This is a genomic window from Yersinia entomophaga, assembly GCF_001656035.1.
GTDB lineage: Bacteria > Pseudomonadota > Gammaproteobacteria > Enterobacterales > Enterobacteriaceae > Yersinia > Yersinia entomophaga.
The window spans coordinates 3,077,691-3,102,320 of the sequence record NZ_CP010029.1; the positions used below are offsets into that span (position 1 = coordinate 3,077,691).

Here is a 24,630-nt window from a genome sequence, read left to right on the forward strand (position 1 = left end):
TCACACCATTTCCTGAGTATTTTGTTGCAAGCGCTGTTTTTCTATTTCTACCTGCTGAGCGCGCCAGATGTTATTTAATACGTGAACCAATGCCTTAGCGGAAGATTCAACAATGTCAGTGGCCAATCCGACGCCGTGGAAACGGCGGCCTTGATGTTCCACCACGATATCCACCTGACCCAGCGCATCTTTACCCTGACCTTTGGCAGATAATTGATATTTCACTAATTCAATCGGATATTCGGTAATGCGGTTAATTGCCTGATAAACGGCGTCTACCGGGCCGTTGCCGGTAGCAGCTTCGGATTTTATTTCTTCGCCACACACCAATTTCACTGACGCCGTGGCCATCACGCTGGAGCCAGATTGAACGCTGAAATAGTCCAAACGGTAATATTCCGGTTCTTCCTGTTGTTTATTAATAAAGGCCAGAGCTTCTAAATCGTAATCAAATACCTGGCCTTTTTTATCCGCCAGTTTCAGGAAAGCGTCATATAAGGAATCCAGATCGTAATCCTTATCCTGATAGCCCATTTCTTCCATACGGTGTTTTACTGCGGCGCGGCCAGAGCGGGAGGTCAGGTTTAACTGAACTTCTTTCAAGCCAATGGATTCCGGCGTCATGATTTCGTAATTTTCACGATTTTTCAGGACGCCATCCTGATGAATACCGGAAGAGTGAGCAAAAGCATTGCTACCAACAATGGCTTTATTGCCAGGAATTGGCATATTGCATAATTTACTGACCAACTGGCTGGTGCGGTAGATCTCCTGATGATTGATATTGGTATGCACACCCAGCATTTCGTGGCGCACTTTTATCGCCATAATCACTTCTTCTAATGAACAGTTACCGGCGCGTTCGCCCAAACCGTTAATCGTTCCTTCAACCTGACGCGCACCAGCCTGAACGGCGGTGATGGAGTTCGCGACCGACATACCCAAATCGTCGTGGCAATGAACTGAAATAATGGCTTTATCGATGTTTGGAACACGATCATACAAATTACTGATTATTCCGCCGAACTGATAAGGCGTGGTGTAACCCACGGTATCAGGGATGTTGATCGTGGTCGCCCCAGCGCCAATCGCGGCCTCGACAATCCGGCACAAGTTATCGATTGGCGTGCGGCCTGCATCTTCACAGGAGAATTCAACGTCATCGGTATAATGACGAGCACGTTTGACCGAGTGAACGGCCATCGCCATAACGTCTTCAAACGTGCGCTTTAATTTGGATTCAATATGTAACGTCGATGTGGCTAAAAATACGTGAATACGGAAAGCCTCGGCGATACGCAAGGCTTCGGCGGCTACATCAATGTCTTTATCGACACAGCGCGCCAAGGCGCAGACTCTGCTGTTTTTGATTTCACGGGCTATGGTATGCACCGATTCGAAATCGCCAGGGGAAGAAACGGGAAAGCCAACTTCCATAACATCGACGCCCATCCTTTCCAGCGCCAGCGCAATCTGTAATTTCTCTTTCACGCTCAGGCTAGCCTGTAACGCCTGTTCGCCGTCACGCAAGGTGGTATCGAAGATAATGACTTGTTGGCTCATCGGGTAATTCCTTATTTTTCTGAGTAACTTTTTTATTTAGCGCGCGACGGGTAAAAAAAAACCCGCGCATTTGCGCGGGTTTCTGAATCTTGATGGCTGAATCAGTTCTGATTTCCGTCCACCAACATACCGCGCAAGTAAGATGCGTTTAGTAGTAGGCCTAGTAGACGGTTGGAGTAGAACATAATTATCAGTTTCTCATCGGTTAATTGTTTCGCTTCCTAATTTGATACGTTATTTCAACAGGAGTGTCAACTTTTGTTTGAAGTGGCGACTTAAACTGGTTTGAGGTTTTTGTGCGTCTTGTTTTTAGCATTAAATACTATACTGATTAATATTTTGGATTTATATTTTGCTTGGTTGTTTTTGGTGTTATTGATTGTTTCACGAGTGTGATTAAAAGTGGGTGATTATGCTTAACATTAATGCTCCGTTCGATTCCTGCCTCTTAGATGAATAGTTAACCTTTGTTTAAGTAAAATTATCCTCTGACAAACTTGATAAGGTGGATAAAAATGACAGATAGCATTAATGTAATAAGGCATCTTACGACGTCCGCTATTAGCGTTACTTAATTACCATAAATATATTTATATATAATGAGAGTTAGCATACACAGCGTTTATATTTGTCAACCTTTAGTTTATTAATTCACACTTAATGTTTATTATGTCAATGTAAAAAACTTAACCATTTAACTGTTGTTAGCTTATTTTAAGAACTAATAAGGTTTAATTTATGAAATTATTATTTAATAATGGCATGATTATGAATCATTGTATCTTATAAGGTGAGTGTTTGTATGTCACTTGGAGGTTAATCATCACATTTCTGGAAATTAGTGATTCCAGTGATAACATGCCACGTTCCACTTTTTATTTATCTATGGAAACTATTCTGACAATAGGATGCGTTAGATGTGATACGTGGTTTCACATTTTATACAAGGACGAGACTCAGTGGTTATCTTTCCTAACGATAACAATTGAGATCATTGGTTATATTAATTGTGAGACATCTAATATATCAGTAATTAACTTACTGCTGTTAAAAGATAGTCATACACCTAATAGAACCATCTGCATAAAGCTTAGTGGAGTTAAGCATGTCTGAACACAACTTGGTAACTGCAAATCCAGTAACTCAAAAAGAATCGTTTGATGTCCATTTGCGTAGCGTTGATCTTAATTTACTCACGGTTTTTGATGCCGTTATGCAAGAGCAGAACGTGACCCGCGCGGCGCAATCTTTGGGGATGTCACAACCGGCGGTCAGCAACGCCGTAGCTCGTTTAAAGCTGATGTTTGATGACGAACTCTTTTTCCGTAGCGGTCGAGGTATTCAGCCGACAGTCCGAGCCAAACAGCTGTTTGGACCGGTTCGCCAGGCATTACAATTGGTCCATAATGAATTGCCCGGCGTTGGGTTTGAGCCAAAAAGTAGCGAACGTTTGTTTAATCTCTCCATTTGTAGTCCGCTTGATGTTCGCCTTACCGCCGAAATAGTGGGGCGAGTAAAACAGTGCGGCCCACACGTACAGTTATCAATTAAGTCATACTTAAATGATGATATTGAACATCAGTTGCGCTATCAGAAAACCGACTTTGTGATCGGTTATACCGAATTTGAACGGCCTGAATTTAAACGCACACTTTTATTTAATGATGAATTGGTATTGGCTGTTTCAAAAGATCATCCGCGAATAAACGAATCTATTACTTCAGAGCAACTTTTTGAAGAGCAACACGCCGTGGATTCTTTGGATAAAGTGGGTTCATTTAGCAAGAACTATTATGAGGCTAATGACTTGTCCCATACTATTTCCTATGAAAGCACGGATATGAATAGCGTTCTTAACGTTGTATCTAAAACAAATTACGTGGCTATTGTTCCTCGCTGGTTAATTAATATATGTAGTGAGGAATCTAAGCTAAAACTTATTGAATTACCTTGGGCGAATACTACACGAGCCTGTTATCTAACCTGGCATGAATCTACCGATCGCGATAAAGGTCATCAGTGGATGAAAGCCTTATTAAGCCAATTTAGCCTTTCAATTTAAACTTTATTAACGGCTACTGGCGGTGTTACTACTGGGGTACTATGTACCTCAGTAGTTTTGTTACGTAGCGGCACTCATTAAAATTTTATCTCCGTTATTCTGTGTTTATTCTCGCAATATTTCCCTCAGATGCCAGTCTGCCATTTGGGATAGACCTCACCAATTTCACTGAAATCCGCTGTTAAATCAGTTTCACCTCACATTCTTACGCCGAAATTTGTTTGCCATAGGGCTAAGAGTGAGTAGACTGCGCGAAAAAAGTGAACACCTGTAAGCCGAAACTTTGGTCAAAGGGGAGCTTCATCCTATGCTTTACGTATTCACTACATTTTTTTATTTCAACCCTGGGCAGCATTTCTATGATAGATAAATTGCAGCAATACCACTTGGTGCGTCGATTGCATCAGCAAATTAAACATCGTGCTGATCAGACGGCCTTCCGCCAGTGGTCTCCCGCAGCAGAAACTCAACTTAGCTGGCAGCAAGTAGGCCATCAGGTTCAACGCATTTCTGCTGCGCTGCTGTCTAAAGGTGTAGCGGTGCAGGACAAAGTGGGTATTTTTGCTAATAACAGCATGGCGTGGTCTTTAGTTGATTTGGCTATTTTGCAAATCCGTGCGATCAGCGTTCCACTTTATGCGACCAATACGTCGGCGCAGGCGGCCTTTGTCGTCAATGACGCCGATATCCGCATTCTGTTTGTCGGTGAGCAGTCGCAGTATGATGTGGCGATAACGCTGAAAAGCCTGTGTCCGCAGTTGGAAACTATCGTAGCGCTGGATCCGACGGTTGATTTACGTGGCTGCGAGTATGCTCAGCACCTTGCTTCATTCGACATCGCTCCCGATGAAACACTGCAGTTTTTGCTGAATATGCGTATCGATAGCTGTGATTTAGACGATCTGTTTACCCTAATTTATACCTCGGGAACCACCGGTGAACCTAAAGGGGTGATGCTGGACTACCGTAATATGGCGGCGCAGCTATATTTGCATGATGAGCGCTTAACGCTAACTACCGATGATGTTTCCCTGAGTTTCCTGCCGCTTTCTCACGTTTTTGAGCGCGCGTGGAGTTTCTACGTGATGCATACCGGCGCGCAAAATGTCTACATCAGTAATACTGACTGGGTTCGTCAGGCAATGCAGGCCGTTAGCCCAACCGTCATGTGTGCCGTTCCTCGTTTCTATGAAAAGGTTTTTTCGGCGATTCATGAGAAAGTCGCGCAAGCCAAACCGCATCGCCGGGCGTTGTTCCACTGGGCGGTAAGTTGCGGTGAGAAACAATTCCGCCGTCAGCAGGAAGCACGCAAATCCTCATGGTTTTCCGATCGTTTGTTCGCTTTGGCCGATCGCTTAGTGCTGCAAAAGTTGCGTAATGTGCTCGGTGGTCGCGTGCGATTTTTACCGGCAGCCGGTGCGCGCCTAGATGACAATATCATTTTGTTTTTCCAGTCCATTGGAATCAATATCAAATATGGCTACGGCATGACGGAAACCTGCGCTACGGTTTCCTGCTGGGAAGAAAATGATTTCCGCTTTGGTTCAATCGGCAAGCCGTTGCCGGGTATTGAAGTGCGTCTCGGCGCGGAAAATGAAATTCAGGTTCGTGGGCCAATAGTGATGCGTGGCTACCTGAATAAGCCGGGAGAAACGGCGGCGACCTTTACTGAAGACGGCTGGTTAAAAACCGGCGATGCGGGTGCCATTGATAGCGCAGGTAACCTGTTTATCACCGAACGGTTGAAAGATTTGATGAAAACATCGGGGGGCAAATACATTGCTCCGCAGATGATCGAAGGCACCTTGGGTCAGGATCGTTTTATAGAGCAAATTGCCGTGATCGCCGATACGCGCAAATTCGTCTCTGCATTGATCGTGCCTTGTTTCGAATCATTGGAAGAATATGCCAAATCGATCAATTTAAAATATCACGATCGTCTGGAACTGCTGCGTCATAGCCACATTGTGGAAATGTTTGAACAGCGTTTGAAAGATATGCAGAAAGAGTTGTCGAAATTTGAGCAGGTAAAGCGCTTTACGCTGTTGCCAAAGGCTTTCTCAATGGAGTCTGGCGAGTTGACGCCAACGCTTAAACTGCGTCGCAAAATTATTTCTCAACGCTATCAGTTTGAGATTGATTCTATGTATCGTGATTAATATGCTGACCCATTAATCGGATGAGCGATGGTTATCTACAAGCCCTGCGGGCAGCATCTGGAAACCAGGTGTAGCACGCGGGGCTTGGTGTTTTTTGACGCCAGCTTGCTCTTCCCATCGTTCTTGTAGCGCGAATCACGGTTTTGCTCAATATTCCGGCAAAAGTCATTACCTCATTTAGTTCTGTTATTGATTCACCCTCCGACACAATCCCGACAAAATGTACGGTCTTGCTAGTGTTTTATTTTTGTAAAATTAATGAATACAGCGTGTCACAGATTGAACCTCCTCTTAGCACCTGATTTGCCGTTTGCCTGCTAGAAATTCTGACGTTATGTTAATTAATCCTATTCGAAAAATAACCAGAGTTGGGCCTCGTGCCTTTCCTACAGGACGACGTAGAAATGTTTTTCTGTTGTCCAAAAAAGTAAAACTAAGCCCGGAGGCAAAACCATGGAGATGTTGTCAGGAGCCGAGATGGTGGTCCGATCGTTAATCGATCAGGGCGTAAAACATGTATTCGGTTATCCCGGCGGGGCCGTACTTGATATCTACGATGCCCTGCACACGGTTGGGGGAATCGATCATATTCTGGTTCGTCATGAACAAGGTGCAGTACACATGGCCGATGGCTATGCTCGTGCCACGGGCGAAGTCGGGGTTGTGCTGGTGACTTCCGGCCCCGGTGCGACCAATGCCATAACCGGGATTGCTACAGCCTATATGGATTCTATTCCAATGGTGGTGCTGTCAGGGCAGGTGCCTAGCTCGCTCATTGGCTATGATGCTTTTCAGGAATGCGACATGGTCGGTATTTCCCGTCCAGTGGTAAAACACAGTTTTCTGGTTAAGCGCACCGAAGATATTCCTTCCGTGCTGAAAAAAGCCTTTTATCTGGCCTCAAGTGGACGCCCTGGTCCAGTAGTGATTGATTTGCCGAAGGATATTGTCAGCCCGGCGCTGAGACTGCCTTATGCCTATCCAGAGCAAGTTAGCCTGCGTTCATATAATCCAACGGTACAAGGCCATCGCGGGCAGATTAAACGCGCATTGCAAACCATTCTGGCTGCCAGAAAACCCATTATGTACGTGGGCGGTGGGGCGATAAACGCCGCCTGCCACGAAGAATTGCTCACTCTGGCAGAGAAACTGAATCTTCCGGTGACGACGTCGTTAATGGGGTTAGGTGGTTTCCCAGGGACACATCGCCAAAGCGTAGGCATGCTTGGAATGCACGGTACTTTTGAAGCCAATATGGCGATGCACAACGCGGATTTGATCTTTGCCGTAGGGGTACGTTTCGATGATCGTACTACGAATAATTTGGCTAAATATTGTCCGAATGCCACTGTTCTGCATATTGATATCGACCCAACTTCTATTTCGAAAACGGTAAATGCCGATATTCCTATTGTTGGCGACGCCAAACAGGTGCTGAAGCAAATGCTGGAGCTGGCGACACAAATCGACTGTGCGCAGGATTTCGATGCGCTTCGCGATTGGTGGCAGTCTATCGAACAATGGCGCGCTCGTGATTGCCTGGGTTACAACAAAGAAAGCGGCAGTATTAAGCCTCAGGCGGTAATTGAAACTCTGCATCGTTTGACCAAAGGTGATGCTTATGTGACTTCTGATGTCGGGCAGCACCAGATGTTTGCTGCACTGTACTATCCGTTTGATAAACCGCGCCGTTGGATCAACTCTGGCGGTTTGGGAACCATGGGCTTTGGCCTACCGGCGGCGCTGGGCGTCAAGCTGGCGTTACCGGATGAAACCGTGGTTTGCGTAACCGGTGACGGGAGTATCCAAATGAATATTCAGGAGTTATCGACGGCATTGCAGTATAACCTGCCGGTGTTGGTGCTGAACCTGAACAACCGTTATCTGGGCATGGTGAAACAATGGCAGGATATGATTTACTCTGGCCGCCATTCGCAATCCTATATGGAATCTCTGCCTGATTTTGTCAAACTGGCTGAAGCCTACGGACATATCGGGATCGCCATTCGTACCCCAGGCGAGCTGGAGGCAAAACTGGCCGAAGCATTAACGCTGCTTTCCGAAACCAATCGTCTGGTATTTGTGGATGTCACCGTTGATGAAACTGAGCACGTTTACCCGATGCAAATTCGCGGTGGCGGTATGGACGAAATGTGGTTAAGCAAAACGGAGAGGACCTAATGATGCGCCGGATTTTATCAGTATTATTGGAAAACGAATCAGGGGCGTTGTCTCGGGTTGTCGGCCTATTTTCGCAGCGCGGATATAACATTGAAAGCTTGACCGTGGCACCTACAGACGATCCAACTCTGTCCCGTATGACCATCCAAACCGTGGGTGACGAAAAAGTACTGGAGCAGATTGAGAAACAACTGCATAAGCTGGTGGACGTATTGAGAGTCAGCGAACTGGTGCCCGGTGCGCACGTTGAGCGCGAAATCATGTTGGTGAAACTACAGGCTAGCGGTTACGGACGTGAAGAAATCAAACGTTGCACCGAGATTTTCCGCGGCCAGATCGTTGACGTTACCGCGACGCTGTACACCGTTCAATTAGCGGGAACCAGCGACAAACTGGACGCATTTCTTAATGCGGTGCGGGAAGTGGCTGAGATTGTTGAAGTTGCTCGCTCCGGCATTGTTGGCGTTTCTCGCGGTGAAAAAATTATGCGTTAAGCCGAAATCAGGCATATAAACGAGATAAATCTGAGGCTCTGCTTTGAAGCAGAGCTTTTTTTTTGCATTTTTAAGCCTGATAGTGACATCCTAAGGTGAAAGCGGTTGCTCAATGGAGTGTTCTGCGGTTAGATCTATCATGGGTTATATCCATAGTTAAATTATGTATATAAAACCCGGCAGACAGATCTGCTTTTCATAACTTTACAGGGTTTATAAGGGGTTAACGTGAAACTGGATGAAATCGCGCGTCTCGCGGGTGTTTCGCGCACAACGGCCAGTTATGTCATTAATGGCAAAGCGAAGCAGTACCGGGTCAGCGATAAAACAGTAGAAAAAGTGATGGCTGTGGTACGTGAACACAATTATCACCCTAATGCCGTAGCGGCAGGTTTGCGCGCGGGCAGAACCCGATCCATTGGTCTGGTGATTCCGGATCTTGAAAATACCAGTTATACACGTATTGCGAATTATCTTGAGCGGCAGGCGCGTCAGCGCGGCTATCAGCTCTTGATCGCCTGTTCTGAAGATCAGCCTGATAACGAGATGCGTTGTATTGAGCATCTGTTACAACGTCAGGTTGATGCGATTATCGTTTCGACGGCGCTGCCGCCAGAACATCCGTTTTATCAACGCTGGGTAGATAAACCCTTACCTATCATTGCGTTAGATAGAGCGTTGGATCGCGAGCACTTTATTAGCGTTGTGGGGGCCGATCAGGACGATGCCTTGATGCTGGCGCGAGAGCTACGCACTTTCCCTGCGGAATCCGTTCTGTATCTCGGTGCTTTACCGGAGCTTTCGGTGAGCTTCCTACGTGAACAGGGTTTCCGCGAGGCCTGGCAGGACGATCCGCGTAAAGTGGATTATCTGTATGCAAATAGCTATGAGCGGGAAGCTTCCGGAGTGAAGTTTGCCGAATGGCTGAAAACTCACCCAATGCCGCAGGCGTTGTTCACCACTTCCTTTCAATTGCTACAAGGCGTGCTGGATGTCACTTTGCAGCAAAGTGGCCGCCTGCCCACCAATCTGGCTATCGCCACCTTTGGTGATAATGAGCTGTTGGATTTTCTGGAATGCCCAGTGTTGGCGGTGGCGCAGCGTCACCGTGACGTGGCGGAAAGAGTATTGGAATTGGTGCTGGCCAGTCTGGATGAACCGCATAAACCGAAACCGGGCTTGACGCGTATTCGTCGTAATCTGTTCCGTCGCGGTAGTTTAAGCCGCAAATAACGCGCTGAATACTTTCGCTAAAATGCAATCGGGCACCTTAATCGGTGCCCGAATCATATTTGTCGCTGTTACTTCAATGCTTGTCTCACACGTACCCGGCTACGCGGAACAGGCGGCGGCAATATTCCAGAAAATAGCCGTAGGCCACGCCCATAACCATAGAAACGACCGCATTACTGGCTACTGCCGTGACGATCTGCTGGAAATCTGCACCGACCGTCCACAGAATAATGGCGTAAACCGGAGACTGAAAACTGACGTAGGCCAGTAGGTCGGCCAGATTTTTCGCCCAAAAATGTTGTCCCGCGCATCGTTGAGCGAAACGGATAAAACTGTCCCGATACATGCCGTAAGGCCAAGCAATCAGGATGTTAACCGGTATGGAAAGCAAGCGTGAAGAAAGCGACTGCTCAAAGGTCATACCTGAAATCAGTATTTCAATCGCCATACCGGTGATAAAGCAATACACCACAAGAGCAAAGGTATCTGCAACGGCGCTACGTAAGCGAGAATCAGTAGAAAACATCGTCATTACCTCCCAGATTGGGGGAAAATCCGTTAATAGGTTAAATATGCACAGCTATTATTGGTGGTATGTTTCTATTTTTTGTTGGTTTATGGGGTATTATTTGGTGTTTTGTTTTTACTGTAGTTTACATGACTGCTTTGTTTAATATAACTAGCTGAAAATTTCTATTTTTAACATTTGTCTGATTTTTATACTTCCAACTGACCTGTAAAGACTTTTTTATGGTGAATTACGCGGAGGGTTGAGTGTTTATTATTTAAAAACAATGAATTAAGTTCGCTGGTGGTTTTAAGCGTCAATGGGGAATTTGATTAGCGCTTAATAGCCATATTGAAAGGCGGGAAAAATACATTGGCGCTGCGCTACTAATTTGGGACTTTTCTTAAGATGCATTCTCTTATTAAAAAGCGGCGGGTAATCAGCGGCTAATAATTTATTTCAAAATAGATTCATATTCCTCTGAGTAATTGAAGTAAAATGCGCCCACGGTGAACGCCTGGTAATTTTAATGGGTATTATTTACGAAGATTATCCGCAGGAATGTTCTGCATTAACATTCCCCGGCGCAGCCAGTCACTGCGGGAGATAGGCCTAATTCCTAATATTTTGCATTGTGCAATTTTTATACTGGAAATGAGACATCCCTTGCAGAAGGAATTAATGTGACAATTAATTGCTAAATTAATCGTTATTTAATCAGTAAAATCATCCGGCGGAAAAATAGCCCGTTTATCATGACGTTAATTTCCACGCTACTTGCTGAAAACGCCCCTTCTACAAGATATATCTCAAAATACACCCATAAATATTGCCAAACCGCATCTGCTCTGGCTTGACAAGGTTTTCATACCATCCGTAAACTCTTTAATGTGGGGATTTGTGGGATAAAGTGGCAAATAAGGCCATGAAGGGGTGACTCAACGATGTTTCGTGGGGCAACGATGGTTAACCTCGACAGCAAAGGGCGGCTTGCCGTACCTACCCGTTATCGGGATTTGCTGAACGAGGAATCGCGAGGACAGATGGTCTGCACTATCGACCTTCACCAACCATGCCTGTTGCTTTATCCTTTGCCCGAATGGGAAATCATTGAACAAAAACTTTCTCGTCTGTCGAGCATGGTTCCTGCCGAGCGCCGTATTCAGCGTTTGCTGTTGGGGCATGCTAGCGAATGCCAGATGGATGGTTCCGGGCGTTTGTTGATTGCAAATACGCTGCGTCAACACGCCGGGCTGAGTAAAGAAGTGATGCTGGTTGGGCAGTTCAACAAGTTTGAACTGTGGGATGAACAGACCTGGTATCAACAAGTCAAGGATGACATAGACGCACAACAGTCGACTCAGGAACCTTTATCTGAGCGGCTACAGGACTTATCGCTATAAGCATGGTAGATAATTATAAGCACACAAGCGTGCTGCTGGATGAGGCAGTTAACGGCCTGAACATTCGCAGTAACGGCATTTATATCGACGGAACTTTTGGTCGTGGTGGCCATTCACGTCTGATTCTGTCTCAACTTGGGCCGGAAGGGCGTTTGATAGCAATTGACCGCGACCCGCAAGCTATTGAAGCAGCGAAATCCATTACCGATCCGCGTTTCTCAATCGTACACGGTCCGTTTTCTGAATTAGCAGATTATGTGCGGGAATTGGACTTAGTCGGGAAGATCGATGGCGTACTGTTGGACCTGGGCGTTTCTTCACCGCAGTTAGACGATCCAGAACGCGGTTTTTCCTTTATGCGTGACGGGCCGCTGGATATGCGCATGGATCCTTCGCGTGGCATTTCTGCCGCCGAGTGGTTGATGAAAGCTGGCGCTGACGACATTGCCTGGGTATTGAAAACCTTTGGTGAAGAGCGCTTTGCCAAACGTCTGGCTCGCGCCATTGTTGAGCGCAACCTGACCCAGCCGATGACTCGCACCACTGAGCTGGCTAATTTGATTGCTAACGCCAGCCCATTCCGCGAAAAGCACAAGCATCCGGCCACCCGCAGTTTCCAGGCGATTCGCATTTATATCAACAGCGAACTGGAAGAAATCGAACGAGCATTGGAAGGTGCGCTGGAAGTATTAGCTCCCGGTGGTCGTCTCTCCGTCATCAGTTTCCATTCCCTTGAAGATCGTATTGTTAAAAACTTTATCCGTAACCAAAGCCGTGGGCCGAAAGTGCCTGCCGGTCTGCCGTTAACGGAGGAGCAGTTACAGAGTCTGGGCGGACGTAATTTGAAATCCGTAGGGAAAATGATGCCTTCCGACGCGGAAGTTGCGGAAAACCCACGGGCGCGTAGCTCCGTACTGCGTTTTGCAGAGAGGATTAACGCGTGATAGGCAACGAACGCCACGGCTTGGTAGGGGTCATTGGCGGAGATTTACTCCGTAATGCCAAGATTCCATTGATTCTGCTGGTTGCGGTGTTGATCTCTGCGGTGTTAGTGGTGACAACCGCTCACCGCACCCGGTTGCTGACCGCCGAACGTGAGCAGCTGGTGCTGGAGCGTGATGCTCTGGACATCGAGTGGCGTAACCTGATTCTGGAAGAGAACGCCTTGGGCGATCACAGCCGGGTCGAGAGTATCGCTACTGATAAGTTAAAAATGCAGCACGTTGATCCAGCACAAGAAAACATTGTGGTTAAACAATGATTAAATTTGCACTCACCATGACTCGGAGTAGCCAAGGTAACGCATGAAAGCAGCGCGCCCCGGTAAGTTGAAACGGCAGGAAGAACAAGCCAGCTTTATAAGCTGGCGTTTTGCATTGCTGTGCGGCTGTATTTTACTGGCTTTGGTTGGGCTGATGCTACGCACTGCCTACCTGCAAGTGATCAATCCAGACAAATTGGTACGGGAAGGCGACATGCGTTCGCTGCGGGTTCAATCCGTACCTACCGCTCGCGGCATGATAAGCGATCGAGCCGGGCGACCTCTGGCGGTGAGTGTTCCGGTGAATGCCATTTGGGCCGATCCGAAAGAACTGCAGGAACGTGGCGGAATTACGCTGGATACGCGCTGGAAAGCCCTGTCCGACGCGCTGGAAATCCCTCTCGATCAGTTGGCTTCCCGCATTAACGCGAATCCGAAAGGTCGCTTTGTTTATCTGGCGCGTCAGGTCAATCCGGCTATTGGTGACTATATCCATAAGTTGAAATTGCCGGGTATCTATCTGCGTCAGGAATCCCGCCGCTACTACCCTGCGGGGCAGGTTATGGCGCATATCATCGGCGTGACCAATATCGATGGTCAGGGAATTGAAGGGGTTGAGAAAAGCTTCGATCGCTGGCTAACCGGTCAACCGGGCGAACGTACGGTGCGTAAAGACCGCTATGGTCGGGTGATCGAAGATATCTCCTCTGTGGATAGTCAGGCGGCACATAATCTGGCGCTGAGCGTCGATGAACGCCTACAAGCGCTGGTTTATCGCGAATTGAACAATGCGGTGGCGTTCAACAAAGCTGAATCAGGAACCGCAGTGCTGGTGGATGTGAACACCGGCGAAGTGCTGGCAATGGCCAACAGCCCTTCTTACAACCCGAACAACCTAACCGGTACGCCGAAAGAAGCCATGCGTAACCGGGCAATTACCGATATTTTCGAGCCGGGCTCTACGGTTAAGCCTATGGTGGTGATGACCGCATTGCAGCACGGCGTTATCAAAGAAAACAGCGTATTGAATACTCTGCCGTACTTTGTTAACGGCCATCAGATCAAAGACGTGGCGCGTTATGCAGAGCTGTCGGTGACAGGGATTCTACAGAAGTCGAGTAACGTCGGTGTTTCTAAGCTGGCGTTAGCGATGCCATCCTCAGCGTTAGTAGATACTTACTCACGTTTTGGGTTTGGGAAAGCGACCAATTTGGGGTTGGTCGGAGAAAGCAGTGGCTTATATCCTAAAAAACAACGGTGGTCTGACATAGAGAGGGCCACCTTCTCTTACGGCTACGGGCTAATGGTAACGCCGTTACAGTTAGCGCGAGTCTATGCAACGATCGGCAGTATGGGTATTTATCGCCCGTTGTCGATTACCAAAGTTGACCCACCGGTTGCCGGTGAGCGCGTCTTCCCTGAGCCCATTGTTCGCACCGTGGTTCATATGATGGAAAGCGTAGCGTTACCGGGCGGCGGGGGCACCAAAGCTGCGATTAAAGGCTATCGTATTGCGATTAAAACCGGTACTGCGAAGAAAGTCGGACCGGACGGCAAATACGTGAACCGATATCTTGCGTATACCGCCGGCGTCGCGCCGGCAAGCAACCCTCGATTTGCTCTGGTTGTGGTCATTGATGACCCGCAGGGCGGGAAATATTACGGCGGTGCGGTTTCTGCTCCGGTATTTGGCGCAATTATGGGCGGCGTTTTGCGTACCATGAACGTTGAACCGGACGCGTTACCGACCAGTGATAAAAGCGAATTAGTAATTAATAAAAAAGAGGGTTCAGGTGGCAGATCGTAATTTGCGCGACTTACTCGCTCCTTGGGGGCTTGACGTCCCGGGGCGTGCGCTACGGGAAATGACATTAGACAGCCGCGTGGCGGCTGCCGGGGATCTGTTTGTCGCCGTTGTCGGCTACCAGACGGACGGGCGGCGCTATATTCCGCAGGCTATTGCTCAGGGCGTTGCCGCCGTGATTGCTGAAGCCGAAGGCGTAGCACCAGATGCCAGCATTACGGAAATGCACGGCGTTCCCGTGATTTATCTGAGCAATCTGAATCAACATTTATCCAAACTGGCAGGCCAGTTTTACCAACAGCCGGGCGCGGCGTTGCGCTTAATTGGCGTCACTGGCACCAACGGTAAAACCACCACTACGCAGCTGTTGGCGCAATGGACTCAGGCGTTGGGGGAGAGCAGTGCAGTGATGGGTACCGTGGGTAACGGGCTGCTGGGACAGGTTGTGCCGACAGAAAATACCACCGGCTCAGCGGTTGATGTGCAACAGATTTTGCATTCTCTGGTTGAACAGGGCGCTAAAGTGGCCGCGATGGAGGTTTCTTCTCACGGACTGGTGCAAAACCGCGTGGCAGCGCTGCCGTTTGCCGCCGCCGTGTTTACCAACCTGAGCCGCGACCATCTGGATTACCACGGCGACATGGCGAGCTATGAAGCGGCTAAATGGCTGCTGTTCTCCACTCATCAGGCCGAACACAAAATTATCAATGCTGACGATGACGTCGGGCAACGCTGGCTGAGCCAGTTGCCTCAGGCGGTTGCCGTCAGCATGGAAGATAAAGTGCCGCAGGGCTGGAACGGTCCTTGGCTGTCTGCCACTCACGTGGATTATCACGATAACGGCGCTACGATTTCTTTTGACTCCAGTTGGGGTAAAGGTCAGTTGGAAAGCCGCCTAATGGGCGCATTTAACGTCAGTAACCTGCTGGTGGCGCTGTCGACCTTGTTAGCGCTGGGTTATCCATTGGCGGAGTTGTTAACTGCTGCACCTAGGCTCCAGCCGGTTTGTGGTCGTATGGAAGTGTTTAACGCTCCAGGTAAACCTACGGTAGTCGTTGATTACGCTCATACACCGGATGCGTTGGAAAAAGCTTTGGCGGCGGCCCGCCTGCACTGCAAAGGTCAACTGTGGTGCGTATTCGGCTGCGGCGGCGATCGTGACAAAGGTAAGCGCCCACTTATGGGAGCCATTGCAGAACAGCTGGCCGATCGCGTTGTCGTGACCGACGATAACCCGCGTAGCGAGGAGCCGCAGGCTATCGTGGCTGATATTCTTCGCGGTTTGATGGATGCGGGCCGTGCGCTGGCAATTCATGGCCGCGCCGAAGCGGTAACCAGCGCGATTATGCAGGCCAAAGAAGAAGATGTGGTTTTGGTGGCCGGTAAAGGTCACGAAGATTACCAACTGGTAGGCAACCGTCGTCTGGATTATTCCGACCGTATTACCGTTGCCCGTTTGCTGGGGGGGGTCGCATGATTCCCGTTTCCCTGCAATACCTCGCGGAGCAGCTTAATGCTGAGCTGGTCGGTAACGACGATATGATTACCGAAGTGACCACCGATACGCGTCAGGTGACGGCAGGTTGCCTGTTTGTGGCACTGAAAGGCGAGCGTTTTGACGCTCATGATTTTGCTGAAGCAGCCGTTGCCGCAGGTGCTGGGGCGTTGTTGGTAAGTCAGCGCTTATTGGTGGATGTTCCGCAGATCGTGGTGAAAGACACCCGTCTGGCTCTGGGGCAGTTTGCCGCTTGGGTTCGTCAGCAAGTGCCTGCCAGAGTCGTCGCGTTGACCGGTTCTTCCGGTAAAACCTCGGTTAAAGAGATGACCGCAGCGATTCTGCGTCAGTGTGGCAACGTGTTGTATACCTCCGGTAACTTTAACAACGATATCGGTGTGCCGCTGACATTACTGCGTTTAACACCAGAACATGATTTTGCGGTGATTGAACTGGGTGCGAACCATATTGGCGAAATCGCCTACACCACGGATTTAAGCCGCCCGGAAGCCGCATTGGTGAACAATCTGGCTGCCGCTCATCTGGAAGGCTTTGGTTCACTGGCGGGCGTTGCGCAGGCGAAAGGTGAAATCTTTGCCGGTTTGCCAGCCAAAGGTATTGCCATTCTTAACGCTGACAGTCATGACTGGCCGCATTGGCAGTCCACGCTGGCTCACAAGCAGGTTTGGCGTTTTTCACCGCAGGCCGGTGAAGACACTGATTTTTATGCCAGCGATGTGCGCATTCATCAGCAAGGTATGGATTTCACTCTGCATTCGCCTTTCGGCAATGTAGCCGTGTCGTTGCCGTTACCGGGTCGCCATAACATCGCCAATGCTTTGGCTGCCGCGGCCCTCGCGATGTCGGTCGGTGCAGATGTCGATGCGGTGCGTCAGGGTTTATCTCAGTTGCAAGCGGTAAAAGGGCGTTTATTCCCGATTTCGCTGGCCGAAGGAAAGCTGCTGCTAGATGACACTTATAACGCCAACGTGGGTTCCATGATCGCCGCGGCGCAGGTTCTGGCCGATATGCCCGGTTACTGCGTAATGGTGGTGGGTGATATGGCCGAATTGGGTGAAACCGCAGAAGATTGTCACCGTCAGGTGGGTGAAGCTGCCCGTCTGGCTGGAGTGGATAAAGTGTTGAGCGTGGGGAAATTAAGTCAGCTCATCAGTCACGCCAGCGGTAACGGCGAGCATTTTCAAGATAAGAGCGCGTTGACGGCTCGTTTGGCGGCCCTGTTGTCCGAACATCAAGTTATCACCGTATTAATTAAAGGTTCACGTAGTGCTGCCATGGAAAGTGTTGTGCAGGCGTTACAGGAGAAAGCATCATGTTAGTGTGGCTGGCTGAATATCTGGTCAAATTCTATTCCGGTTTTAACGTTTTTTCCTATTTGACGTTTCGCGCCATCGTCAGTCTGTTGACCGCTCTGTTTATCTCCTTGTGGATGGGGCCACGCCTGATTGCTTATTTGCAGAAGCTGCAAATCGGTCAGGTTGTACGTAACGATGGCCCGGAGTCACATTTCAGCAAACGCGGCACGCCAACCATGGGCGGGCTGATGATTCTGTTCTCCATTACCATTTCGGTATTAATGTGGGCTTATCCGTCTAACCCTTACGTCTGGTGCGTACTGTTTATTCTGGTGGGCTACGGAATCGTCGGTTTTGTCGATGATTACCGCAAAGTGGTTCGCAAGGATACCAAGGGACTGATCGCCCGCTGGAAGTACTTCTGGCAGTCGGTGATCGCGCTGGCCGCCGCCTTTACCATGTACACCATCGGTAAAGACACCCCGGCAACGCTCTTGGTGGTGCCGTTCTTTAAAGATGTGATGCCCCAGTTGGGGCTGATGTACGTTCTACTGGCGTACTTCGTGATCGTCGGGACCAGTAACGCCGTTAACCTGACCGACGGTTTGGACGGTTTGGCCATTATGCCAACGGTATTTGTTGCTGCGGGCTTCGCGTTGGTGGCCTGGGCGACGGGTAACGTCAACTTTGCCAACTATTTGCACATTCCTTATCTGCGTCATTCCGGTGAATTGGTGATCGTCTGTACCGCCATCGTCGGCGCCGGATTAGGTTTCTTATGGTTCAACACCTATCCGGCACAGGTCTTTATGGGCGATGTCGGCTCACTGGCGCTGGGCGGCGCATTAGGCACCATCGCCGTATTGCTGCGTCAGGAATTCTTGTTGCTGATTATGGGCGGGGTATTCGTGGTGGAAACCCTGTCAGTGATTCTACAGGTTGGCTCCTTTAAGCTTCGTGGTCAGCGGATTTTCCGTATGGCACCGATTCATCATCATTATGAGCTGAAGGGTTGGCCTGAGCCGCGCGTGATTGTGCGCTTCTGGATTATTTCGCTGATGCTGGTCCTGATTGGCCTAGCGACGCTGAAGGTGCGGTAATTATGGTGGATTATCAGGGTAAAAAAGTTGTCATTATTGGGCTGGGGCTAACCGGCCTCTCCTGCGTTGATTTCTTTATGACGCGGGGCGTTTCGCCGCGCGTTATGGATACCCGCATCAATCCACCGGGTCTGGATAAGCTTCCTGCCGGTTTGGAGCGACATTTGGGCGATCTGAATCAGCAATGGCTGTTAGACGCCGATTTAATCGTTGCCAGCCCAGGTATGGCGCTGGCTAATCCGGCGTTGAGTGAGGCGGCGGAAGCTGGCGTTGAAATCGTCGGTGATATTGAACTGTTTTGCCGTGAAAATCAGGCGCAGATCGTTGCGATTACCGGCTCTAACGGTAAAAGCACGGTCACTACGCTGGTGGGTGAGATGGCGAAAGCCGCAGGCTGGCAGGTTGGCGTCGGTGGCAATATCGGCGTTCCGGCTCTGACCTTGCTGAAGCAGGAAAATCAGTTGGTGGTGCTGGAATTATCCAGCTTCCAACTGGAAACCACCTCAAGTCTGCACGCCACCGCCGCGACCGTCTTGAACGTGACGGAAGATCATACCGATCGCTATCCGTTTGGTTTGCAACAATATCGCGCCGCCAAACTGCGTATTTATGAAAATGCCAAAACCTGTGTGGTAAACGCCGATGATGCGCTAACCATGCCGGTACGCGGAGCCGATAGCCGCTGCATTAGCTTTGGCGTTGATGTGGGCGATTACCATCTGAATAAACAGCAGGGCGAAGTCTGGCTGCGGGTTCGCGGCGAGAAAGTGCTGAACACCCGCGAAATGAAGCTGACAGGCCGACATAACTATACCAATGCGTTGGCGGCGCTGGCTTTGGCTGATGTGGCGGGGATCCCTCGTTCATCGAGCTTAAAAGCACTGACCACCTACGCAGGGCTGGCACATCGCTTCCAATTGGTGTTTGAAAACAACGGGGTGCGTTGGATTAACGATTCCAAAGCCACCAACGTTGGCAGCACCGAAGCGGCGCTGGACGGGCTATACGTCGATGGCACTCTGCATTTACTGCTGGGTGGCGACGGTAAATCCGCTGATTTTTCCGGTCTGACCCGTTTTCTACAGGGTGACAAAGTCCGAGTCTATTGTTTCGGCCGTGACGGCGAGCAGTTAGCGCAGTTGAGACCGGAAGTCTCTCAGTTGACTGAAACCATGGAACAGGCAATGAAATTGCTGGCACAGACGCTAAAAAGCGGCGATATGGTGCTGTTATCACCTGCCTGCGCCAGTCTGGATCAGTTCCGCAGTTTTGAACAACGGGGCACCGAATTTGCCCGTCTGGCGGAGGAACTGGGCTGATGCGTATGCTGGGGCTAGGGCTGTTTAATAAGTTAAAGCACTGGGTCATGGGATCGCGGGAGAGCGACGCCACCAGTATGGTGCTTTATGACAGAACCTTGCTGTGGCTGACCTTTGGTTTAGCCATCATCGGTTTTGTGATGGTGACTTCGGCATCAATGCCTATCGGTCAGCGTTTGGCGGGCGATCCTTTCCTGTTCGCCAAGCGTGACGCGCTCTACCTCGGTTTGGCCTTTGGTTTGTCGCTGGTCACGCTACGTATTCCGATGGAAATCTGGCAGCGCTACAGCAACATTATGCTGCTGCTGTCCATCGTGATGCTGCTAATTGTATTGGTAGTCGGTAGCTCGGTTAACGGTGCATCCCGCTGGATTTCCATCGGCCCGTTGCGTATTCAGCCGGCGGAATTATCTAAACTCTCGCTGTTTTGCTATCTGGCCAGTTATCTGGTGCGCAAGGTTGAAGAAGTACGGAGTAACTTCTGGGGCTTCTGCAAACCGATGGGCGTGATGGTAATACTGGCAGTGCTACTGCTGGCTCAGCCGGATTTGGGCACCGTGGTGGTACTGTTTATTACTACGCTGGCGATGCTGTTTTTAGCCGGAGCCAAAATGTGGCAGTTCCTGGCGATTATCGGCTCCGGGATTTTTGCAGTTTGTCTGCTAATCATTGCCGAGCCTTACCGTATGCGCCGGGTTACTTCGTTTTGGAACCCGTGGGAAGATCCTTTTGGCAGCGGTTATCAGCTCACTCAGTCTCTGATGGCGTTTGGCCGCGGGGAGTTCTGGGGGCAAGGTTTAGGTAACTCGGTGCAAAAACTCGAGTATTTGCCGGAAGCACATACCGACTTTATTTTCGCGATTTTAGGGGAGGAACTCGGCTATTTCGGTGTGGTTTTAGCCCTGTTAATGGTATTCTTCGTCGCTTTTCGCGCGATGTCCATTGGGCGTCGTGCGTTAGAGATTAATCAGCGGTTTTCCGGCTTTTTGGCCTGTTCAATCGGCGTTTGGTTTAGTTTCCAGGCGTTGGTTAACGTTGGGGCTGCGGCTGGGATGTTACCGACCAAAGGTCTGACACTCCCCCTGATAAGTTACGGTGGTTCCAGTCTGTTGATTATGTCAACAGCCATAGTTTTACTGCTGCGTATTGATTTTGAAACGCGTTTGGCGAAAGCCCAGGCGTTCGTAAGGAGTGCCCGATGAGTGGGAAAACCAAGCGTTTAATGGTGATGGCAGGCGGAACCGGTGGACATGTGTTCCCCGGTTTGGCCGTTGCGCATCATCTGATGGCGCAGGGCTGGCAGGTGCGTTGGTTAGGCACCGCCGATCGCATGGAAGCCGATTTGGTCCCCAAACACGGCATTGAGATCGATTTTATTCAGATTTCCGGTTTGCGTGGCAAAGGGCTGAAAGCTCAACTGACTGCTCCGTTGCGCATCTATCGTGCCATTCGTCAGGCGCGGAAAATCATGCGTGATTACCAGCCAGATGTGGTGCTGGGAATGGGCGGCTATGTTTCTGGCCCCGGCGGTCTGGCGGCGTGGATGAACGGTGTTCCGGTAGTTTTGCATGAGCAAAATGGTATCGCAGGTTTAACCAACCGTTGGCTGTCGCGTATTGCCAAAACAGTATTGCAGGCTTTCCCTGGCGCATTTCCTCACGCAGCAGTGGTTGGCAATCCGGTTCGTACAGACGTATTGGCATTGCCGCTGCCGGCTGAACGTTTAGCCGGTCGTGAAGGGGCGACGCGTGTGCTGGTGATCGGGGGGAGTCAGGGTGCGCGCGTGCTGAATCAAACCATGCCGCAGGTGGCGGCGGATCTGGGCGATAAAATCACCTTATGGCATCAGGTGGGTAAAGGTGCGTTGGCTGAAGTCGAGCAGGCTTACCAACAGGCCGGACAGACGCAGCACAAAATCGTCGAGTTTATCGATGATATGGCTGCGGCCTATAGCTGGGCTGACGTGGTGGTGTGCCGTTCAGGCGCGTTGACGGTCAGCGAAGTGGCTGCCGCCGGTTTACCCGCGATTTTTGTGCCTTTCCAACATAAAGATCGTCAGCAGTACTGGAATGCGTTGCCGCTGGAAAAAGCCGGTGCCGCCAAAATTATCGAGCAGCCGCAGTTTACTGCTTCCGCGGTGAGCAGCCTGCTACAGCAGTGGGATCGACCGACGCTGTTAGCAATGGCGGAACAGGCACGAGCCGTTGCCATTCCGGATGCGACCGAGCGCGTGGCCGCGGAAGTGATCGCTGCTGCGAAGCCTTGATTCAAGGCGGAAATAATGAACAGTTGGCGTTTAACGCGGGCTGTAGAGATGTAACAAACTACATAGTGAAGAAAAACGTGAATACACAACAACTGGCGAAACTACGTACTATCGTGCCCGAGATGCGACGCGTCCGGCACATTCACTTTGTCGGCATCGGTGGTGCTGGCATGGGTGGTATCGCTGAAGTGTTGGCAAACGAAGGCTATCAGATTAGCGGTTCTGACCTGGCGCCAAACCCGGTCACTCAGCAGTTAAGCGCATTGGGCGCGCAGATTTATTTCCATCACCGTCCGGAAAATGTCCGTGATGCGAGCGTGGTGGTGGTTTCAACGGCGATTTCTGCGGATAACCCAGAAATCGTGGCCGCGCGGGAAGCGCGTATTCCAGTCATTCGTCGCGCTGAAATGCTGGCGGAACTGATGCGTTATCGCCACGGCATTGCGGTAGCCGGTACTCACGGTAAAACCACCACGACGGCGATGGTTTCCAGCATTTACGCTGAGGCGGGGTTGGATCCAACCTTCGTCAACGGCGGTTTGGTAAAAGCGGCAGGCGTTCACGCGCGTTTGGGCTCCAGCCGTTACCTGATTGCAGAAGCGGATGAAAGCGATGCTTCCTTCCTGCATTTGCAGCCGATGGTGGCGATTGTGACCAATATCGAAGCCGACCATATGGATACCTATCAGGGTGACTTTGAGAATTTAAAACAGACATTTATTAACTTCCTGCACAACCTGCCGTTCTATGGTCGCGCAGTGATGTGTGTGGACGATCCTGTGGTGCGTGAGTTGCTGCCGCGCGTTGGTCGTCACATTACCACTTACGGTTTCAGCGATGATGCTGACGTACAGATTGCCAGCTATCAGCAAATTGGCCCGCAGGGTCACTTTACCCTGCGTCGTCAGGATAAACCTTTGCTGACGGTGACCCTGAATGCGCCGGGTCGTCATAACGCACTGAACGCCGCCGCCGCGGTTGCGGTAGCAACGGAAGAAGGCATTGACGACGAAGCAATTTTACGTGCGCTGAGCGGTTTCCAGGGCACCGGGCGTCGTTTCGATTTCCTCGGTCATTTCCCGCTGGAAAATGTGAACGGTAAAAGCGGTAGCGTGATGCTGGTGGACGATTACGGCCATCACCCAACGGAAGTGGATGCCACTATTAAAGCGGCTCGTGCGGGTTGGCCGGACAAACGTATCGTGATGGTTTTCCAGCCGCATCGTTATACCCGTACTCGTGATTTGTACGACGACTTTGCCAACGTGTTGGAAGGTGTGGACGTGTTGCTGATGCTGGATGTGTATTCCGCTGGCGAAACGCCAATTCCTGGTGCCGACAGCCGTTCTCTGTGCCGCACCATTCGTAATCGCGGCCAGTTGGATCCAATTTTAGTAACGGATAGCGACGCAGTTCCGTCAGTATTAGCTAAAGTATTGAATGACAACGATCTGATCCTGGTTCAAGGAGCAGGCAATATCGGTAAAATCGCGCGCAATCTGGCAGAGACCAAATTGCAGCCTCAGGTGAAAGAGGAGGAACATCATGGTTGATAAAGTCGCCGTACTGCTGGGTGGAACCTCCGCTGAACGCGAAGTGTCATTGATGTCCGGCGCGGCGGTATTAGCCGGTCTGCTGGAAGGCGGTGTTGATGCCCATCCCATTGATACTATTGATTTTCCTGTGGCTCAGCTCAAAGAGCATGGCTTCGATAAAGTCTTTATCGCTCTGCATGGCCGCGGCGGTGAAGACGGTACGCTGCAAGGGCTATTGGAGTTTCTGCAACTGCCTTATACCGGCAGCGGCGTCATGGCCTCTGCGCTGACGATGGACAAATTACGCAGCAAATTAGTGTGGCAGGCTTTGGGTTTACGGGTTTCACCTTTTGTGGCGCTCTCTCGTCAACAATTTGAAACACTTTCATCTGATGACTTCGCTGAGCGGATCGCTAAGCTTGGCCTGCCTTTAATCGTCAAGCCAAGCCGCGAAGGCTCTAGCGTTGGCATGAGTAAGGTGGATCGCATTGAGAATCTGCCGGTAGCGTTGGAAGAAGCGTTCCGTCACGACAATGATGTACTGATTGAAAAATGGCTCAGTGGCCCGGAATTCACCGTGGCAATGTTGGGTGACGAAGTGTTGCCTTCGATCCGCATCCAGCCCGCCGGTGTGTTTTATGACTATGAAGCCAAGTATTTATCCGATGATACAGAATACTTTTGCCCAAGCGGTTTAAACGCGGAACAAGAGCAACAGCTGGCCGAACTGGCTCGTCAGGCCTATCAGGCTCTGGGTTGCAGCGGCTGGGGTCGGGTGGATGTTATGCAGGATGGCGATGGCAAATTCTATCTGTTAGAGGTGAATACCTCTCCGGGTATGACCAGCCATAGCCTGGTACCGATGGCCGCACGTCAGGCCGGGATGAGTTTCTCCCAGCTGGTTACGCGCATTCTGGCGCTGGCTGACTGA

Annotated in this window: 19 protein-coding genes; 17 read left to right on the forward strand and 2 right to left on the reverse strand. The window is 50.1% G+C overall.

The window, feature by feature from the left end; genetic code table 11:
• Positions 1-1,563, reverse strand: a complete 1,563-nt coding sequence (gene leuA / locus PL78_RS13940; RefSeq protein WP_064516395.1) for a 2-isopropylmalate synthase — start codon at positions 1,561-1,563, stop codon at positions 1-3.
• Between the two features lie 1,105 nt (positions 1,564-2,668).
• Between leuA and leuO the strand changes: the two genes are divergently transcribed.
• From leuO to cra, 5 genes are all read left to right on the forward strand, one after another.
• Complete coding sequence (gene leuO, locus PL78_RS13945) at positions 2,669-3,625, forward strand: transcriptional regulator LeuO (RefSeq protein ID WP_064516397.1); 957 nt, start codon at positions 2,669-2,671, stop codon at positions 3,623-3,625.
• 359 nt (positions 3,626-3,984) lie between these two features.
• Positions 3,985-5,784: an AMP-dependent synthetase/ligase gene (locus PL78_RS13950; protein ID WP_064516399.1), complete on the forward strand. Its 1,800-nt coding sequence runs from the start codon at positions 3,985-3,987 to the stop codon at positions 5,782-5,784.
• 453 nt (positions 5,785-6,237) lie between these two features.
• On the forward strand, positions 6,238-7,965 hold the full coding sequence (ilvI, locus tag PL78_RS13955) for an acetolactate synthase 3 large subunit (RefSeq protein WP_064516400.1): 1,728 nt from the start codon (positions 6,238-6,240) through the stop codon (positions 7,963-7,965).
• Between the two features lie 2 nt (positions 7,966-7,967).
• Positions 7,968-8,459, forward strand: a complete 492-nt coding sequence (gene ilvN / locus PL78_RS13960; RefSeq protein WP_049599104.1) for an acetolactate synthase small subunit — start codon at positions 7,968-7,970, stop codon at positions 8,457-8,459.
• 228 nt (positions 8,460-8,687) lie between these two features.
• A complete protein-coding gene (cra, locus tag PL78_RS13965; RefSeq protein ID WP_064516402.1) occupies positions 8,688-9,692 on the forward strand; it encodes a catabolite repressor/activator in 1,005 nt (334 codons plus the stop codon).
• An 85-nt stretch (positions 9,693-9,777) separates the two neighbouring features.
• On the opposite strand, the gene PL78_RS13970 is transcribed toward cra, so the two are convergent.
• The gene (locus PL78_RS13970; protein WP_064516406.1) at positions 9,778-10,218 is read right to left on the reverse strand and encodes an L-alanine exporter AlaE; all 441 of its coding nucleotides are present in this window, start codon (positions 10,216-10,218) and stop codon (positions 9,778-9,780) included.
• A 926-nt stretch (positions 10,219-11,144) separates the two neighbouring features.
• On the opposite strand from PL78_RS13970, the gene mraZ reads away from it, so the two are divergent.
• The 12 genes from mraZ to PL78_RS14030 all read left to right on the forward strand — a co-directional run bounded on the left by mraZ (position 11,145) and on the right by PL78_RS14030 (position 24,630).
• Entirely contained in the window at positions 11,145-11,603 is a 459-nt protein-coding gene (mraZ, locus tag PL78_RS13975) for a division/cell wall cluster transcriptional repressor MraZ (RefSeq protein WP_064516409.1), read from the forward strand.
• Positions 11,604-11,605: 2 nt separating this feature from the next.
• Complete coding sequence (rsmH, locus tag PL78_RS13980; protein ID WP_064516413.1) at positions 11,606-12,547, forward strand: 16S rRNA (cytosine(1402)-N(4))-methyltransferase RsmH; 942 nt, start codon at positions 11,606-11,608, stop codon at positions 12,545-12,547.
• Entirely contained in the window at positions 12,544-12,864 is a 321-nt protein-coding gene (ftsL, locus tag PL78_RS13985; RefSeq protein ID WP_064516415.1) for a cell division protein FtsL, read from the forward strand. Before rsmH ends, ftsL begins: the two co-directional genes overlap by 4 nt.
• Before the next feature lie 43 nt (positions 12,865-12,907).
• Complete coding sequence (locus tag PL78_RS13990) at positions 12,908-14,671, forward strand: peptidoglycan glycosyltransferase FtsI (protein ID WP_064516417.1); 1,764 nt, start codon at positions 12,908-12,910, stop codon at positions 14,669-14,671.
• Positions 14,658-16,145, forward strand: coding sequence for a UDP-N-acetylmuramoyl-L-alanyl-D-glutamate--2,6-diaminopimelate ligase (gene murE / locus PL78_RS13995; protein WP_064516418.1), 1,488 nt, complete (start codon positions 14,658-14,660; stop codon positions 16,143-16,145). Before PL78_RS13990 ends, murE begins: the two co-directional genes overlap by 14 nt.
• Positions 16,142-17,503 carry a UDP-N-acetylmuramoyl-tripeptide--D-alanyl-D-alanine ligase gene (murF, locus tag PL78_RS14000; RefSeq protein WP_064516420.1) on the forward strand — a complete coding sequence of 454 codons (1,362 nt, stop codon included), beginning with the start codon at positions 16,142-16,144 and terminating at the stop codon, positions 17,501-17,503. The genes murE and murF overlap by 4 nt, the downstream gene beginning before the upstream one ends.
• Positions 17,497-18,579, forward strand: coding sequence for a phospho-N-acetylmuramoyl-pentapeptide-transferase (gene mraY, locus PL78_RS14005; protein ID WP_049598817.1), 1,083 nt, complete (start codon positions 17,497-17,499; stop codon positions 18,577-18,579). The genes murF and mraY overlap by 7 nt, the downstream gene beginning before the upstream one ends.
• Positions 18,580-18,581: 2 nt before the next feature.
• Positions 18,582-19,898, forward strand: a complete 1,317-nt coding sequence (murD, locus tag PL78_RS14010) for a UDP-N-acetylmuramoyl-L-alanine--D-glutamate ligase (protein WP_064516421.1) — start codon at positions 18,582-18,584, stop codon at positions 19,896-19,898.
• Positions 19,898-21,100: a cell division protein FtsW gene (gene ftsW, locus PL78_RS14015; protein WP_049598811.1), complete on the forward strand. Its 1,203-nt coding sequence runs from the start codon at positions 19,898-19,900 to the stop codon at positions 21,098-21,100. The genes murD and ftsW overlap by 1 nt, the downstream gene beginning before the upstream one ends.
• Positions 21,097-22,164, forward strand: a complete 1,068-nt coding sequence (gene murG, locus PL78_RS14020; RefSeq protein ID WP_064516422.1) for an undecaprenyldiphospho-muramoylpentapeptide beta-N-acetylglucosaminyltransferase — start codon at positions 21,097-21,099, stop codon at positions 22,162-22,164. The genes ftsW and murG overlap by 4 nt, the downstream gene beginning before the upstream one ends.
• Before the next feature lie 77 nt (positions 22,165-22,241).
• On the forward strand, positions 22,242-23,717 hold the full coding sequence (murC, locus tag PL78_RS14025; RefSeq protein WP_064518446.1) for a UDP-N-acetylmuramate--L-alanine ligase: 1,476 nt from the start codon (positions 22,242-22,244) through the stop codon (positions 23,715-23,717).
• Positions 23,710-24,630: a D-alanine--D-alanine ligase gene (locus tag PL78_RS14030; RefSeq protein WP_064516424.1), complete on the forward strand. Its 921-nt coding sequence runs from the start codon at positions 23,710-23,712 to the stop codon at positions 24,628-24,630. The genes murC and PL78_RS14030 overlap by 8 nt, the downstream gene beginning before the upstream one ends.

What these genes read in the sequence shown, in the direction of transcription:
- leuA (WP_064516395.1), bottom strand. Translation starts at nt 1,563, where the DNA reads ATGAGCCAACAAGTCATTATCTTCGATACCACCTTGCGTGACGGCGAA.
- leuO (WP_064516397.1), top strand. Translation starts at nt 2,669, where the DNA reads ATGTCTGAACACAACTTGGTAACTGCAAATCCAGTAACTCAAAAAGAA.
- PL78_RS13950 (WP_064516399.1), top strand. Translation starts at nt 3,985, where the DNA reads ATGATAGATAAATTGCAGCAATACCACTTGGTGCGTCGATTGCATCAG.
- ilvI (WP_064516400.1), top strand. Translation starts at nt 6,238, where the DNA reads ATGGAGATGTTGTCAGGAGCCGAGATGGTGGTCCGATCGTTAATCGAT.
- ilvN (WP_049599104.1), top strand. Translation starts at nt 7,968, where the DNA reads ATGCGCCGGATTTTATCAGTATTATTGGAAAACGAATCAGGGGCGTTG.
- PL78_RS13970 (WP_064516406.1), bottom strand. Translation starts at nt 10,218, where the DNA reads ATGTTTTCTACTGATTCTCGCTTACGTAGCGCCGTTGCAGATACCTTT.
- mraZ (WP_064516409.1), top strand. Translation starts at nt 11,145, where the DNA reads ATGTTTCGTGGGGCAACGATGGTTAACCTCGACAGCAAAGGGCGGCTT.
- rsmH (WP_064516413.1), top strand. Translation starts at nt 11,606, where the DNA reads ATGGTAGATAATTATAAGCACACAAGCGTGCTGCTGGATGAGGCAGTT.
- PL78_RS13990 (WP_064516417.1), top strand. Translation starts at nt 12,908, where the DNA reads ATGAAAGCAGCGCGCCCCGGTAAGTTGAAACGGCAGGAAGAACAAGCC.
- murF (WP_064516420.1), top strand. Translation starts at nt 16,142, where the DNA reads ATGATTCCCGTTTCCCTGCAATACCTCGCGGAGCAGCTTAATGCTGAG.
- mraY (WP_049598817.1), top strand. Translation starts at nt 17,497, where the DNA reads ATGTTAGTGTGGCTGGCTGAATATCTGGTCAAATTCTATTCCGGTTTT.
- murD (WP_064516421.1), top strand. Translation starts at nt 18,582, where the DNA reads ATGGTGGATTATCAGGGTAAAAAAGTTGTCATTATTGGGCTGGGGCTA.
- ftsW (WP_049598811.1), top strand. Translation starts at nt 19,898, where the DNA reads ATGCGTATGCTGGGGCTAGGGCTGTTTAATAAGTTAAAGCACTGGGTC.
- murG (WP_064516422.1), top strand. Translation starts at nt 21,097, where the DNA reads ATGAGTGGGAAAACCAAGCGTTTAATGGTGATGGCAGGCGGAACCGGT.
- PL78_RS14030 (WP_064516424.1), top strand. Translation starts at nt 23,710, where the DNA reads ATGGTTGATAAAGTCGCCGTACTGCTGGGTGGAACCTCCGCTGAACGC.